At 66.1% G+C, this 13,649-nt stretch carries 15 protein-coding genes; 7 read left to right on the forward strand and 8 right to left on the reverse strand.

Going from position 1 to position 13,649, the window contains the following annotated elements; all coding sequences use genetic code 11:
• The first annotated feature begins 118 nt into the window (after window positions 1-118).
• Both HOW07_RS09970 and HOW07_RS09975 read left to right on the forward strand, forming a co-directional pair.
• Entirely contained in the window at window positions 119-682 is a 564-nt protein-coding gene (locus HOW07_RS09970; RefSeq protein WP_175116821.1) for a recombinase family protein, read from the forward strand.
• Window positions 679-1,551 carry a hypothetical protein gene (locus HOW07_RS09975; RefSeq protein WP_175116822.1) on the forward strand — a complete coding sequence of 291 codons (873 nt, stop codon included), beginning with the start codon at window positions 679-681 and terminating at the stop codon, window positions 1,549-1,551. Before HOW07_RS09970 ends, HOW07_RS09975 begins: the two co-directional genes overlap by 4 nt.
• A gap of 139 nt (window positions 1,552-1,690) precedes the next feature.
• Here the strand turns inward: HOW07_RS09975 and HOW07_RS09980 are convergent, their stop codons facing one another.
• The gene (locus HOW07_RS09980) at window positions 1,691-2,731 is read right to left on the reverse strand and encodes a hypothetical protein (protein ID WP_175116823.1); all 1,041 of its coding nucleotides are present in this window, start codon (window positions 2,729-2,731) and stop codon (window positions 1,691-1,693) included.
• A 102-nt stretch (window positions 2,732-2,833) separates the two neighbouring features.
• On the opposite strand from HOW07_RS09980, the gene HOW07_RS09985 reads away from it, so the two are divergent.
• Window positions 2,834-3,508 (forward strand): hypothetical protein, encoded by a 675-nt coding sequence (locus HOW07_RS09985; protein WP_175116824.1) that lies wholly within the window; start codon window positions 2,834-2,836, stop codon window positions 3,506-3,508.
• A gap of 95 nt (window positions 3,509-3,603) precedes the next feature.
• Here HOW07_RS09985 and HOW07_RS09990 read toward each other — a convergent pair whose 3' ends face one another.
• The 4 genes from HOW07_RS09990 to HOW07_RS10005 form a co-directional block, all read right to left on the reverse strand.
• On the reverse strand, window positions 3,604-4,197 hold the full coding sequence (locus tag HOW07_RS09990) for a recombinase family protein (protein ID WP_175116825.1): 594 nt from the start codon (window positions 4,195-4,197) through the stop codon (window positions 3,604-3,606).
• Window positions 4,198-4,520: 323 nt separating this feature from the next.
• A complete protein-coding gene (locus HOW07_RS09995; RefSeq protein WP_175116826.1) occupies window positions 4,521-5,249 on the reverse strand; it encodes a potassium channel family protein in 729 nt (242 codons plus the stop codon).
• 136 nt (window positions 5,250-5,385) lie between these two features.
• Window positions 5,386-5,985 (reverse strand): bifunctional 2-polyprenyl-6-hydroxyphenol methylase/3-demethylubiquinol 3-O-methyltransferase UbiG, encoded by a 600-nt coding sequence (locus HOW07_RS10000; RefSeq protein ID WP_175116827.1) that lies wholly within the window; start codon window positions 5,983-5,985, stop codon window positions 5,386-5,388.
• Between the two features lie 116 nt (window positions 5,986-6,101).
• Window positions 6,102-7,061: a YafY family protein gene (locus HOW07_RS10005; RefSeq protein WP_175116828.1), complete on the reverse strand. Its 960-nt coding sequence runs from the start codon at window positions 7,059-7,061 to the stop codon at window positions 6,102-6,104.
• Between the two features lie 93 nt (window positions 7,062-7,154).
• On the opposite strand from HOW07_RS10005, the gene HOW07_RS10010 reads away from it, so the two are divergent.
• The 3 genes from HOW07_RS10010 to HOW07_RS10020 are packed head-to-tail and all read left to right on the forward strand — an operon-like array spanning window position 7,155 to window position 8,809.
• Complete coding sequence (locus tag HOW07_RS10010; protein ID WP_175116829.1) at window positions 7,155-7,520, forward strand: VOC family protein; 366 nt, start codon at window positions 7,155-7,157, stop codon at window positions 7,518-7,520.
• A gap of 12 nt (window positions 7,521-7,532) precedes the next feature.
• Window positions 7,533-8,051 carry a FecCD family ABC transporter permease gene (locus tag HOW07_RS10015; RefSeq protein ID WP_371743635.1) on the forward strand — a complete coding sequence of 173 codons (519 nt, stop codon included), beginning with the start codon at window positions 7,533-7,535 and terminating at the stop codon, window positions 8,049-8,051.
• Entirely contained in the window at window positions 8,048-8,809 is a 762-nt protein-coding gene (locus HOW07_RS10020; RefSeq protein WP_175116830.1) for an ABC transporter ATP-binding protein, read from the forward strand. Before HOW07_RS10015 ends, HOW07_RS10020 begins: the two co-directional genes overlap by 4 nt.
• A 46-nt stretch (window positions 8,810-8,855) precedes the next feature.
• On the opposite strand, the gene HOW07_RS10025 is transcribed toward HOW07_RS10020, so the two are convergent.
• Window positions 8,856-9,296 carry an META domain-containing protein gene (locus HOW07_RS10025; protein ID WP_175116831.1) on the reverse strand — a complete coding sequence of 147 codons (441 nt, stop codon included), beginning with the start codon at window positions 9,294-9,296 and terminating at the stop codon, window positions 8,856-8,858.
• Between the two features lie 90 nt (window positions 9,297-9,386).
• Window positions 9,387-10,304 carry a PhzF family phenazine biosynthesis protein gene (locus HOW07_RS10030; RefSeq protein WP_175116832.1) on the reverse strand — a complete coding sequence of 306 codons (918 nt, stop codon included), beginning with the start codon at window positions 10,302-10,304 and terminating at the stop codon, window positions 9,387-9,389.
• A 157-nt stretch (window positions 10,305-10,461) separates the two neighbouring features.
• On the opposite strand from HOW07_RS10030, the gene HOW07_RS10035 reads away from it, so the two are divergent.
• Window positions 10,462-11,469, forward strand: a complete 1,008-nt coding sequence (locus tag HOW07_RS10035; RefSeq protein WP_175116833.1) for a glycoside hydrolase family 26 protein — start codon at window positions 10,462-10,464, stop codon at window positions 11,467-11,469.
• On the opposite strand, the gene HOW07_RS10040 is transcribed toward HOW07_RS10035, so the two are convergent.
• Entirely contained in the window at window positions 11,466-13,637 is a 2,172-nt protein-coding gene (locus HOW07_RS10040; protein ID WP_175116834.1) for an alpha-galactosidase, read from the reverse strand. The two genes, HOW07_RS10035 and HOW07_RS10040, sit on opposite strands and share 4 nt — an antisense overlap.
• Between the last annotated feature and the right edge of the window lie 12 nt (window positions 13,638-13,649).

A 13,649-nucleotide genomic window follows, 5' to 3' on the forward strand; every position in this document is an offset into this window, starting at 1 on the left:
GCGTTGGGCCGAGTCGGGCGACACGCCGTGTCGACGTCAACCGAAACTGTCACCCGAAACCACCTTGCTCCGAAACTGCCTACCGACCGTTATCGGTGGGTGGCCGTAGGTTTCTGCTATGGCCAACGTGATCGGGTACGCCCGCGTTTCCACTCGTGAGCAGAACCCGGAGTCTCAGGAGCGAGAGTTGCTCGCTGCAGGTGCTTCACGAGTCTTCGTCGACCGCGGTGAGTCGAGCCGTGTGTCCGAGCGCCCTCAGTGGGTTGCCTGCCTCGACTACCTCCGTCACGGCGACACGCTCGTGATGCGCGCGCTGGATCGCATCGCTGGTTCCGAGGTCATGGCGATCCAGACGATCGCCGAGCTCCATGACCGAGGTGTGAACATTCGCAGCCTGACGGAACCGGAGATCGATACCACGACCCCGATGGGACGCGCGCTGTTCGGTATCGTCGCGGTCTTCGCTCAACTCCGCGTCGACACCATTCGAGACAACACTCGTCGAGGCCTGGCGAATGCTCGGGCTCAAGGCCGGATCGGAGGCCGGCCCTCAGTTATGACCGAACGCACTGCAGAAGCGCTCCGCATGCGATCCGAGGGGCGCAGCGTCGCTCACATCGCCAAAGTGCTCGGCGTCGGAGCTTCGTCGGTATCGCGGGCGATCGCGAAGGTGTCGATGTGAGGCAGGAGCCTGAAGCGGCGGTGCAGGCGCTCGTTCGGCAGCTCAGCCTGATCGAGGAACTCGAGTGCCATCGTGACGGGAGGCACTTCGACCTCGCGTTGCCGGCTTCCGACCTCGCAGGCGACGACGCTTTTATGGACTACCTCCAGACGAGCCATCTCGTCGGGAACTGTCTGTCTGTTTCGCTTGACGCGTTGCGCACTGTCCGCCTCGTGCTCCTGGATCCTCACGTCCAAGGCGGGCTCCGGCTGCCGATGGTCGCGCAATACGCCATTCTGCGCACTGCAACAGAAGCAGCAGCGCTGGCAACCTGGCTACTCCAGTCGCACGATCGCGGAGAACGGGTCGGCAGATCGTTGCAGGTCCGAATGGATGACGTACTCCGCGATGACCAACTCGCGACAGTCATCACGGATTCGCTCCCTGGAGACAGCAAAGCTGTCGTCGCCGAGCATCAGCGCCATCGTCGTGAAAACGCGAGGCAGATACGCGAACGGAAAGCGCACCTCCGGGCCCTTGCTGCTGTCGCCGGCATCGATGTGACGGTGTTTCAACGAGGGCTTCCCGGGTTCGGGCCGATCATCGCCCAGGCCTCTAGTGAGATCGGTAGTAGGAGCACGGTAGCTCGCGCCACCTGGCAAATGATCAGCGGCCTCACTCATCCGTCTGCATCGCGGACCATGACGCTATCCGCCGTCGACTTCCAAGACGACACCTCCAACCGGGCCCTGTTCACCGCCGACCCAGCTGTCATCGTTCACGCGACGGACGCAGCCTTACGCTTTCACCTGGCGGCGCTTCGCCTGGCGTCTGTGCGCGGTGGGAACGCCGCGGTAGCGTTTGAGCGGAGCGCTGCTAGCTCGACATAACGAAGATTATCGGTCGTTTTCAAGGCGGATGCAGGCGCTCTTCTCAATCGACAGCGATGATGCCGGGGGAAGGTAGGGACTTCCAAGTCCGAGCCCGTTGTCGAGCGATTCCCGGTTGGCCGAGGCATACGATATCGCTCTACTTTCCGCGCGCCAAATCAAATTCAAACTGAATCGCTCCATCCACTTCTCTGGCCAGCTCATGCACTCGGGTCTCGAAATCTTCGAAACTCGCTTCCATGTCTGTCAAGGAGCGGAACGCCTCGACTGCGCCGGGAGTACCCCGGATCAACTCGGGCCACCTGTCCCAGCGCGCGATCATTGCTCGAGTAACGGGTGCTTTGAAATGGCGCATCTCCGCGAGGCCCAGTTGAGGTCCGCCCTCGTGATAGAGCAGCCGCACAATATCCATTTCGGTGACATCGCTGATGCGCTGAACTTCCCCAATGTATTCTGCTGAGAACTCGATTGCATCGTGAACGGACTCGATCCGTTCGGCCGCGTAGTCGGCCAGGAGCTGTGGAGCGGTGGCCAGATCGAGGCCCTCTCGCAGGGCGGTAGCCATGTCGTTCTGAATCTTGAATCCGTCCATGGGGACTGGCACCGGTCTGCCCATTCGCTCATAGGTGCGCTCGACGATGTCATCTGGGTCACCACCCCACCTGCTGAAGATTCCAGGTCGAAGGCGCTCTAAGAGGTCAGCCGTGAGCCAGGCGTATAAGTGCGCCAGCACGCGGAGAGCGTTCGGGCGCGACTCCTCGCGGTGGTACATCTCGTTACGGTAGTCATGGAGCCTGGCGAGCACGGGCACATACTCAGTCGGGATGTCGCCGTTCCAGGCAAGGACTCGAAGTTTGTCGGAGAAATCACGGCCGATGCTGCGCTTCTGGGTGTCCGAGAGCTGCCACCGCACGTAGTTGTCCTTCGCCTCGGCCCTCATGCGCTCTCGCTGGTTGAAGTCGTTTAGAACGATGGGAACCGGTTCCTGGTCTGGCCAGTATCCGTCGTGGCTGCCGCCCCACGAGCCCATAGCTAGGTGAGTCTGTGTCCAGCGGACCATCAAGGTCTCGACGGCGCTGTCGAGGAGTAGAAATGCTACGCGGAGGTCCTCTCTCCGATTTCGTAGGAGAGCGTCACGAGCGATGAACACCTGGGCTGCTATCTCGGCTGCTCGTTGCATGCCCTGACAATATCTGCCGAAGTCGACGCGCTCGAAACGTCAGCGCGTGGCGCTGCTGCTTGTGGAGCAGGCGCGTTGCCCAGATGCCGCTACATTGCTGAGATGCCCCAGACTCATACGCAAGTCACGATGATCGGTGGTTTGGACGATCCCACCTCCACAGATCAGTTCATCATCGACCACCCCGACTCGAATCATCTGCGTCTCCTTGCACGTATTGCGAGCGACCTGGACATGGCTGAGCGGCAATGTCGCTTGTTCTTGGAGGAGGAAGGTCGTGACGACCCCCATGTCGACGCTCTGGCAGCATTTTCAGAGACGGCACTGGTCGCTATCGGTCGCCACAAACACGGCGCTGGCGGCGTGCTCCCACAGACTGTGCGCGAACGGATGACCGACGAGGAGAAGGATGAGCTTGAATGGGTGCTCAGCCTGCGCGACAAGTTCGTCGCCCATTCGGTGAACCAGCTCAGCCGGACCTTTGCGATGGTTGAACTCAACGAGACTGGATCGGTGCACGACGTCTTCGCAGTACATATGCGCGTCGTTGTTCCCCGTGATTTCGTGGTCCGAACGATGGCCCTTGCGGGCGTGCTTCGGGCCCATCTCGCAGCCGTCATTGCGGAAGCGTCAACTGAGCTAAGACGTAGGGTCGATGTCGATCACTCAATGTTTGAGGCTCGCGGTCAGATCCACCTCCAGGTGGTCGAAGCGGAGGCAATCGACTACATCAATCAGCCGCGAGGGAACTTCGGGATTTTCGAGGTTCCGGGCTGAACCGCGAAGCGTGAGATCCGCGACCCGTTCCGGCAGGCGAACGTTGTTGGCCTGAGTACTCAAAGATCGTTTCCGGAACCGCGCTGCTCGAAACCTCAAGCGGATGTGGTTCTGCCCGAAGTGGTGGTCTGGTGTCGGTAGAGAGTCGCACGGCTCCAGCCCACGAGTGCAGCTGCTTCGGCGGCCGTGCGGCCGCGGCTGCGGGCCTCGGTGACGATGGCGAGCTTTTCGGCGATGGTGTCAGGGTTCACTGGTGGGCGCCCGAAGCGGGTGCCCGATTCGCGCGCTGAGGCAATGCCGGCGTTTACGCGTTCGACGATGAGCTCGCGCTCGTACTCGGCCAAGGTAGCGAGCATGTGGAGCATCAGTCGGCCCGTTGACGTCGCAGGGTCGATCCCATCTGAAAGTGATCGCACGTGGATCCCGCGGCCGCGCAGGAGCTCGACGGTGTTGAGGACATCGATGAGGGAACGGCCGAGCCGGTCGATGCGCCACACGATCACAGTGTCGCCGGCCTCGGCATACTCGAGCAGCTTCGTCATCCCGGGACGTTCAATCGCGGTCTTGCTACCTGAGGTCACGTCCGCGAACACATCGCGTTTCTGGACGCCAGCGGCGAGGAGTGCGTCGAGCTGCAGCTGTGCGTCCTGGCCGGCGGTACTGACTCTGGTGTACCCGATCGGTCTCATGGCATCATCATGTCTCAGAAATCGGTACAAGTATAGATGAGACACGCCGCACGGTGAGACGAGTTTCTGAGACAGTTGACCGTCGGCGAGGATTGCAGCCTTCCGGGACTTAGCTCGACGCGGTCATCGAGGAGCCATGCGTCTCGTAAACCTGTTGCCCTTTGAGACGCTTTCAGATGTTCCTGATGAATAACGCCGTTAGGCCGGGCGCCGGTATCAGTCGTCCGAGGCGACGGATTGCCCTCGAATCGAGGCTCAGACCCCCCCAGGAGCGGTCCGCCGGGATACTTCGCGCTCGCAGGAGGACTGTCCTAGGTCCGCAATCACCTCGACGATGCGCCGTCCGGAAGCGTCTCGCCCACTTTCCCTTCGATGAGCTGCCGAAGCGACGCGATCTCGGTCGTGAGTGCTTCGATGTGCGCACTGGTGATCGCTTCGGATATGGCCTCCCTTTGCTCGACGCGCTCGACGATCCATGATGCGAGAGTGGCAGTGACGACACCGATGAGGGCGATCCCACCGATCATGACTCCGACGGCAACGAGCTGTCCGGTGTACGTCACGGGGAAGTAGTCGCCGTAGCCGACGGTGGTGATGGTGACGAATGCCCACCAGAGGGCCTGGCCAAGTGTCTGGATCGAGCCGTCACCGCCGCGTTCAGCATCAAGGACCGCAAGACCCGCGACGTACACCAGGAGGGTGGATGCGCCGGCGGCATAGATGATGACCCGTCCTCGGAAGGCGGCGCCGGCGGTCCGGTTCAGGATCGCCAGGAGCGTGACGAGCCGGAGCAGGCGCAATGGCCGGAGCATCGGGAGGACGACGATCGCGAGGTCGAGTAGGTGCGTGTAGAACCATCGCCATCGCGGTTTCGCGAGCACCAGATTGACGACGTAGTCGGCCACGAAGACCACCCACGTCGCCGCGATGATGACCTCGGCGACGCTTCCGCCGGGTTCGGCGATCACCTCGTAGGAGTACGCCGCGAGGAAGACGACCGCAGCGATCGCGAGGGGCCATTCGGTGAGCTTCTGCCAACGTCTCTGGGTCATGCGGCGAGCGTATCTGGAGGAGCCGTCCGCGTTGATGCGTTCGGCGGACTGTACTGGCGCCGAGCCTTCTTGAAAGCGCGCCCGCTGAAGGCTCTTTCACCGGGACCGACGAAGAATGAGCGGTAGCCGGTTATCGCTAACGGGTCGGCTTCGTCCACACAAGCGCATACCTCCACAGCGGCAGCCGGCGCCAGTTCGCTCCCGGCAGGACTCGGGCGGCGCTCCTTCGCACGTCGGCGTACGTGTGCAGCGGTGGCGCCGTCGGCGCGGAGTGTTCCCAGACGCCGAACCGTCGAGCGAGACGTCGATGCTGAATGAGTCCCGCAATGTCGTAGGCATGGTCGAGCAGCCGGGATGATCGGGCCAGACCGATGACGGCGACGACGCCTCCCGGGGTGGTGAGTTCGGCGAGTCGAGTCAGCGTCGTATCGAGGTCGGGCAGGTGGTGGATCGTCGCGACGGAAGCCACCACGTCGAACGAGGCGGGCGTGAGCGGAAAGGTCATGACGTCGCCCTCGACCCAGGTGACGTCCGACTGCTGGCGACGAGCTGATTCGAGTACCTGAGCGTCGGGATCGATCCCGGTCACCTGAGGCACGAGCTCGCGCAGCTCCATCGCCAGGAGTCCGTCTCCGGTACCGACGTCGAGCGCGGTGCGTGCTCCGGCCGGCACGACGTCGAGGATGTGCCGGTGGTAGTGGATGTTGTGGTTCCAACGGACCGGCGCATATTCCATCGCTCAAGACTGCCCGACGTATGTTCCACCTGATGCGTTCGATGCCGCGATAGCCACGTCAGAGCCTCCACTCGATAGATGGCAGCCGTCTACGTTTACGGCGGATACGCAAAGTGTCAGGCGGGCGGTGTGTTGTGTCGGCTGATGAGATCTGTTGCCAGTTCGACGATGCGTTGGCGGGCGCGTTCGGGGGCGAGCACTTCGATGTGATCGCCGAATTGCAGGAGCTGGCGTACGGACTCGACTTCGGGGTAGCTGACCGTGAACAGGTGCCACCCGTCTTCACTCGATCCGGTCGCTTTCAGACGGCTGCCCAAGATGCGTCGGGCGAGGTCGACGCGCGTTCCTCGCAACCTGACCGTCACCTCGACTTCCCCAGGGCCCTCGGAGCGGCGCTTCAGTTCGGCCCAGACCGATCGCAAGTCTTGATCTGATCGTGTCGCCGCGGGCTCGAGGAGAGCTTCATAGTGTTCAAGCCGTTCGAGGTTGAAGAGCTTTGCCGTTCCATCGTCATCGGCCACGAGATACCACCGCCCGGACTTCGAAACGAGCCCATACGGGTCGACGTCCCGACTGGTCGCGTGCTCGGCACCGCTTCGGCGGTAGTGGATTCGCAGCCGTGGGCGAGAGCGCAACGTCAACGCCAGATCTGCGACGTCCGTGTCGCGGGTTTCGGCGGCGAGCCACCCTGAGTTGTCGACGATGACGAGTTCGGCAAGGTCCGTGTCCCCGGCTGCGTTCGCAGCACGGCGGGCCGCGATCTTCCGAATGGCCATGTCGTGAGCGGCGGTGATCCCCAGCTGTGCGCGCTGCACGCTGTCGAGGCCGGCGAGCGAGAGCGAGTCCATCTCGGCTGGTTCGAGATGGGACGCATTCAGGCGCGCGCCGGGGAGGAGGACGATGCCACCGTGTCTCCCTCGCTCGGCATAGACGGGTACGCCGGCCGCAGAGAGTGCTTCCACGTCGCGCAGGATCGTCCGCACCGACACCTCCAAGCGCTCCGCCAGCTCCACGCTCGTCACGCGTTGGCGGGTTTGGAGGACGAGAAGCAGGCTCAGCAGCCGGGCGGCTTTCATTGGACAAGTTTCTCGTAAAACCTGACAACAGGTGGCGTGATTGGGCGATTGGGTTGTCTGACACCGCAAGCACCACTCGACAGGAGACACCCGATGCCCGCACCCAACCTCTTTCTGATCCAGGTCCAGGACGCTGAGGCTGCCACCGCGTTCTACAGCGACCTCTTCACGATCGAACCTGATTTCACCAGCCCGAGGTACGTCGCTTTCCCGGTTGCTCCCGGCGTGCTCTTCGCCCTCTGGTCCGGCCGCAACGAACACGCGGTGCCCAGCACCCCGCGCACGTTCGAGGTCGGGCTCATGGTTCCCGGTTCGGGGGCCGCCGTCGACCAGGTGTTCGACGAGTGGAAGGCCAAGGGCGTCACCGTCGTGGAGGAGCCACACGATGACGTCTTCGGTCGAACCTTCGTGATTGCAGACCCCGACGGGAATCTCATTCGCGTCTCACCCGTGGACTGATGCTCATGGCCCGTGACCTCGCTGATCATCTTCGCGTTCGCCGACTCGGACGAGACGCGCGGCGTGATGTTCTGGCTGCTCGGCTCGCTCGAGGGCGTGCGCTGGGACGACGTGGCACTCTGTGCGATCGTCGTCGTCGCCGGCTCGGTCCTGTGCCTCCGGTACGCCCATGCGCTCGACGCGTTCGCCTTCGGTGAGGACGTCGCGGCGTCGCTCGGCATCCACGTCGCGAGCACACGGGCGATCCTGCTCATCGCGACGGCGCTCATCACGGCGACGCTGGTGAGCGTCGCGGGGGCGATCGGCTTCGTCGGACTCGTGCTGCCCCACGCCGCCCGCCTGCTCGTCGGGCCCCGTCACGGGCGACTCATCCCGGCCACGGCGATCATCGGTGCGACCTTCATGGTCTGGGTGGATGCCGGCTCGCGCGTCGCGTTCTCACCGACGCCGCTGCCGGTCGGCGTCGGGACCGCGCTCGTCGGGGTACCGGTCTTCATCGCCCTGCTGGCCCGGAGACGGAGGCGCGGATGACCCTTCATGCAGAGAACGTCTCCTGGAACCGCGGCGGCGCGCTCGTCGTCGACGGCGTGACGCTGCGCCCCGAACCGGGCCAGACCGTCGGTCTCCTCGGTCCGAACGGGTCGGGCAAGTCGTCGCTCCTGCGGGTGCTCCACGGCCTGGTGAAGCCGACCGCCGGACTCGTGACGCTCGACGGTGTCGACCTGGCGTCGGTCGGTCGACGGCGGATTGCACGTTCGGTCGCATCGGTGACGCAGCACGCCGACACCGACGTCGACATCACGGTGCGCGACATCGTGCGACTCGGCCGGATCCCGCACCGCTCGGGACTCGGCGGTGACACCGCAGCCGACGAGACCGCCGTCGACCGTGCCCTCGCACACGTGGGCCTGCTCGACCAGGCCGGCCGACTCTGGCACACCCTCTCCGGAGGCGAACGCCAGCGGGCACAGATCGCGCGAGCACTCGCCCAGGAGCCACGCGAGCTCCTCCTCGACGAACCGACCAACCACCTCGACATCCGACACCAGCTGGAACTGCTCGACCTCGTCTGCGCGCTCCCGGTCACCACCGTCATCGCCATCCACGACCTCAACCTCGCCGCGATGTACTGCGACTCGGTGGTCGTGCTGCGGGCCGGCCGGGTGGTCGCTGCTGGGGCGCCGAGCGAAGTGCTGACCGCGGCGCTCATCGCGGACGTCTACGGCGTGGCGGCCGAGGTGACGCTGGATTCCCGCCGAGGGCACCCCGTCATCACGTTCACGCGATGATCCCACCCGTTCTGGGCACCACATGGCCCGAACACCGCGGGCTCCCTCACTCCGAGCGCTCGAGCGTGCCGATCTCTGTGCCGCTCCCGTCGAACACGACGAGGCTCGTGTCGGTCCAGGTGCCGGATGCTCCGCCCGACAACCAGGTGTCGACCCCCTCGCAGGCCATCCGCGTGGACGCCAGCGGCGCGAACTCGACCGTGTCGCCGTCGGCCGTCCACGAGCCCATGAGTCGGTTGCACCCGTCGGTCCCCGTCACCGTGCCGTCCTCCGCGAACACCAGCGACGGGCTGTTCTGCGCGTCGGCGTCTCCCCAGACGCCGACGACACCGACAGCGTCGCCGGACTCGGCGGACGCAGTGGTCGAGGGGTCGGCGCCGCTTTCGGCCTCGGAGGCGCATCCCGCGAGGGCGATCGCGAGCACTGCTGCACCGATGACGCCGAGGCCCGCGGTGCGCCCCCGCTTCGATCCGCTACCTGTGAACATGTCCATCCCCTCCGGAGGCCGCCCGGCCGTGACTGGCTCGATGCTAGCGCGAGGCCGAGCCACGGCTCATCGGTCTATGGTGGCCGCTGCTCAGGGAGCTGCGATCGCCTGCGCGGTCCCCGACACGGTGATGCCGCCGGTGGTGGGGACGTCGACCGTCAGGAGGCTGGGAGCGCCGACGTGATGACCCTGCCGGATGATGACCTGGGCCGGCGGGGTGACCAGGCCGAGTGCGCGCAGATAACCGCCGAGTGAGGCCGCAGCGGAGCCCGTCGCCGGGTCCTCGGTGATGTCGCCGACGGGGAAGAGGTTGCGGGCTTCGACGAGCAGGCGCCCGGTGTCGTCGAGACCGTGGCCGTGCACCACGGTCACCGTTCCGGCCCAGCCCTGCTCGTCCATCAGTCGGCGCAGCGCGGCCGGATCGAAGCTGAAGGCGTCGAAGGCGTCCTGGTCGCGGACGGCGACGACCGGGTGTCGGTTGCCGGCGAACGATTCACGCAGCGGCCACCGCTCGTCGAGGTCAGAACGCTCGAGCCCGAGGAGCGACAGCAGCCGATCGGCGATCTCGGCGTCGAGCTCGCGCACGGTGGGCTCGACGCTCGTGAACGACGCGGTGATCGTGCCGGTGCCGCCGATTATGTCGGTCGTGTCGGCGTCTGCGTCGGAGGCCGTCTCGACGACGAGCGGCCCGACGTTCGTCTCCAGGGTGAACCGCCCGACGCCACGCCGTTCCGCGAGGGCGACCGCGGTCGCGATGGTCGCGTGACCGCAGAACGGCACCTCGGCACCGGGGGAGAAGTAGCGCATCCGCACGTGCCGGTCGTCACCGTCGCCACCGGGATCGACGACGAAGGCCGTCTCCGGGTAGGCGACCTCGGTGGCGATCGCCTGCATCTCGGCCTCGGTGAGCGTCGAGGCGTCGAGCACGACCCCCGCGGGATTGCCGCCGCCGGCCTCGGCGGCGAAGGCCGTGAGGCGGAGGATCTCGGGCGGTCCGGCGTTCGACATCCGTCGATGCTACCCCGCCCTGCCAGGCTCCGTGCGGCGCCGTCGCCGTCGCGTCGGGTTTAAGCAGTAATTTATGAAAGTCCTTGACGGCACCCCGCCCCTACCGCGATCCTGGGGTCGCCGCCCTCCGACGACGCAGGGCGGAAAGGAGATGGACATGACATCGCACACCCGGAGGACGCGCATCGCACTGGGCGCCGCGCTCGTCCTCGGCCTCGTCGGCTCCGCCGTCGCGCAACCGGTGGACGCCGAGGCGTTCCCCGCGAAGAACAAGGCCACGGTGATCCAGTACCTCAAGACGATCGCCGGGACGAACATCGTGTCGGGCCAGCACAACAAGGAACCGGCGAGCCTGCCAGGTCAGTACACCCAGCAGGTGAAGGACGTCACCGGGCAGTATCCCGGGCTCTGGGGCGGTGACCTCATGTTCCGCGGGCAGGACGCCGCGAACCGACAGCGGGTGATCGACCAGGCGAAGACGGAGTGGGCGAACGGCTCGCTCGTCGCCCTCACCTGGCACGCCTGCTCACCGACCGGACCCTCCACCTGCGAGTTCGACGGCGGAGTGAAGACCCAGATCTCGAACGCCCAGTTCACGCAGATCGTGACGGGAGGCACCGCGCTCAACACGACCTGGCGGCAGCGGATGGCCGAGGTGGTGCCGTACCTGCGGCAGCTCAAGGACGCCGGGATCCCCGTCCTGTTCCGTCCGTTCCACGAGATGAACGAGACCTGGAACTGGTGGGGTGGCCGCTCAGGCGCGAACGGTGGCGCGAAGATCTTCCAGCAGATGCGCGACTACTTCGACGCCCAGGGCCTCGACAACCTCATCTGGGTCTGGAACGTCCAGGACAACCCGCAGGGAGGGTGGTCGGGCTACTACCCCGGGAACTCCTACGTCGACGTCGTCTCGCTCGACGTCTGGTACAAGAACTACCCGAGCACCGCCGACTACCAGCAGCTGCAGTCGATCGCCGGGACGAAGCCGATCGCCATCGCGGAGATGGGCAAGGTGCCCGACGCCAACCTCCTGCAGTCCCAGACGCGCTGGTCGTACTTCATGATCTGGTCCGAGCAGCTGCGCGGCAACAACTCGAACACCGAGATCCAGAACACCTACTTCCACCCGAGGGTGCTCAACCAGGGTGAGGTGGTGCTGCCCTAGTCGTCGACCGCGGCGACCTCGACGATCCACGCCCGTTCGGGCGGGGTCGCCGGGGTCTGCAGGCCGGCGTGGCGGAGGGTCGCCCCGGACATCACCACGCCGGTCCAACCGGCGTGCGGACCGTCCACGCCGTCCGGTTCACCGAACCAGGCGGGGACGGTGCGCCCTCCTGAGGGCTCGCCGATGCGCAGCGGCCGGACCCGGTAGCGACGCTCCGGGTCCAGGCCGCGGAGCGTGAACCGCCCGATCCTCGCGACGTCGGAACGCCCGAGGAATGCGAGGGAGAACAACGCCTCCGACCGGTCCGCGGCCACCACCCCCGTGATCTGGAGCGCGTCGTCGACCACGTCCTCACGGACGAGCTGCCCCGTGTGCAGCAGGGCCCTGGTCGAGCGGTAAAGCGCGAACCAGTCGGCCAACTCCGCGAGTTCCGCCGGGGAGGCCTGCCGCAGATCCCACTCGACCCCGAGATGACCGAACAGCGCCGTCGCGGCCCGGAACGACAGCTCGTGCGATCTGCCCGTCGTGTGCGACCGACCGGACGCGATGTGTGCACCGAGGCGCTCGAGCGGGACCAGCTGAGCGGTCCAACGGTTGATCTGCTGCCGCTCGAGCGGGTCGCTGCAATCGGAGGCCCAGACCCGGTGGGTCCGTTCGAGGACGCCGAGGTCGACCCGCGAGCCGCCCGAGGAGCAGGACTCGATCTCCAGCTCAGGGAAGCGGTCCGCGAGTCCGTCCATCAACCGGTAGACGGCCGTCGTCTGACGGTGCACACCGGCCCCGCCGTCGGGTGCGGACCCGGTGTCGACCAGGTCGCGGTTCTGATCCCACTTCACGTACGCGATGTCGACCTCGGTGAGGATCGCGGTCATCCGTTCCAGGACGTACGCGAAGGCCTCCGGACGGCCGAGGTCGAGGACCTGCTGATTCCTCGCCGGGATCGGCAGTCGACCGCCCGTCTGCATGATCCAGTCCGGGTGTTCGCGGGCGAGGTCGGAGTCGAGGTTCACCATCTCCGGTTCGAACCACAGACCGAACTCCATCCCGAGCGCGCGGACCCGATCGACGAGCGGTCGCAGTCCGTCCGGCCACACCTCCTCGTCGACGTACCAGTCACCGAGACCGGCTCGGTCGTGCCGCCGACCCCGGAACCAGCCGTCGTCGAGGACGAAGCGTTCGATCCCGAGCGACGCGGCGACCTCCGCCAGCTCCACGAGGGCGTCGACGTCGTGATCGAAGTAGACCGCCTCCCACACGTTGAGCGTGAGCGGCCGGTCGCGGACCGGATGACTCCGCCCGTCACGCAGGTGCTCGTGGAACAGTGCGGCCTGCTCGTCGAGCCCGTCACCGTAGGCCCCGTACACCCACGGGCTCGTGTAGGCCTCGCCGGAGCCGAGGCGGACCTCGTCCGGCAGGAGCAGCTCGCCACCGCCGATCACCTGGTCGCCGGTCGAGAGCCGTTCCGCGAGGTGTCGCTGATTGCCGCTCCACCCCACGTGCACGCCCCACACCTCACCGTCGGCGAAACCGAAGCCCGGGACGCCGACGTTCAACACGAGCGGGGTGTCCGGTCCGGTCCGTCCGCGGCGGTCCTCGCGGACCCAGGCGCCCACGTGGAGCGGTGCACGCTGCGGCGTCCGCTCCTTGCCCCACCGGCCCGCGAGGTCGAGGACCTCGCGGGCGCGGGCTGGGATCGGCAGGGCGAGATGCAGGTCGTCGAGCCTGTAGACGCCGTCGGCGGTGTTGCGGAGCGTCGCTCTGACGCGCAGCAGGCCGGCCTCGCTCAGCTCGAACTCGACCCGGACGGCCAGACCCGCCTCGGCGTCCTCTCCGTCGACGGTGACCGTGCGCGAGGTGACCAGCGCCGGCTTCATCGTGAACAGCGGCGACCAGTCGCGGCCGTCCCGGCTGCCGGTGATGCCCGGCCGGCCGAGCCAGGCCTCGCTCTGTTCCGGAAGCACCGCGAGGCGGGTCGGTCGATCGGGTGCGTTCTCCGTGACGAACCGCTCCGCACCGCGCACGACATCGGCGAGCTCCCGATCGTCGAGCGGACCGAGGTCGGCTCCCCAGTGCGCGATCGACGGCAGGCGACCGTCGCGCAGGTCGATAACGACGCTCACGGCGCGCGATCGCAGGTGGACGACGGGCTGTCGGGTGTCGATGGACATGGGGGCCTTTCG

The organism is Plantibacter sp. MCCC 1A11337 (assembly GCF_013349365.1).
Taxonomy (GTDB): Bacteria; Actinomycetota; Actinomycetes; order Actinomycetales; family Microbacteriaceae; genus Plantibacter; species Plantibacter flavus_A.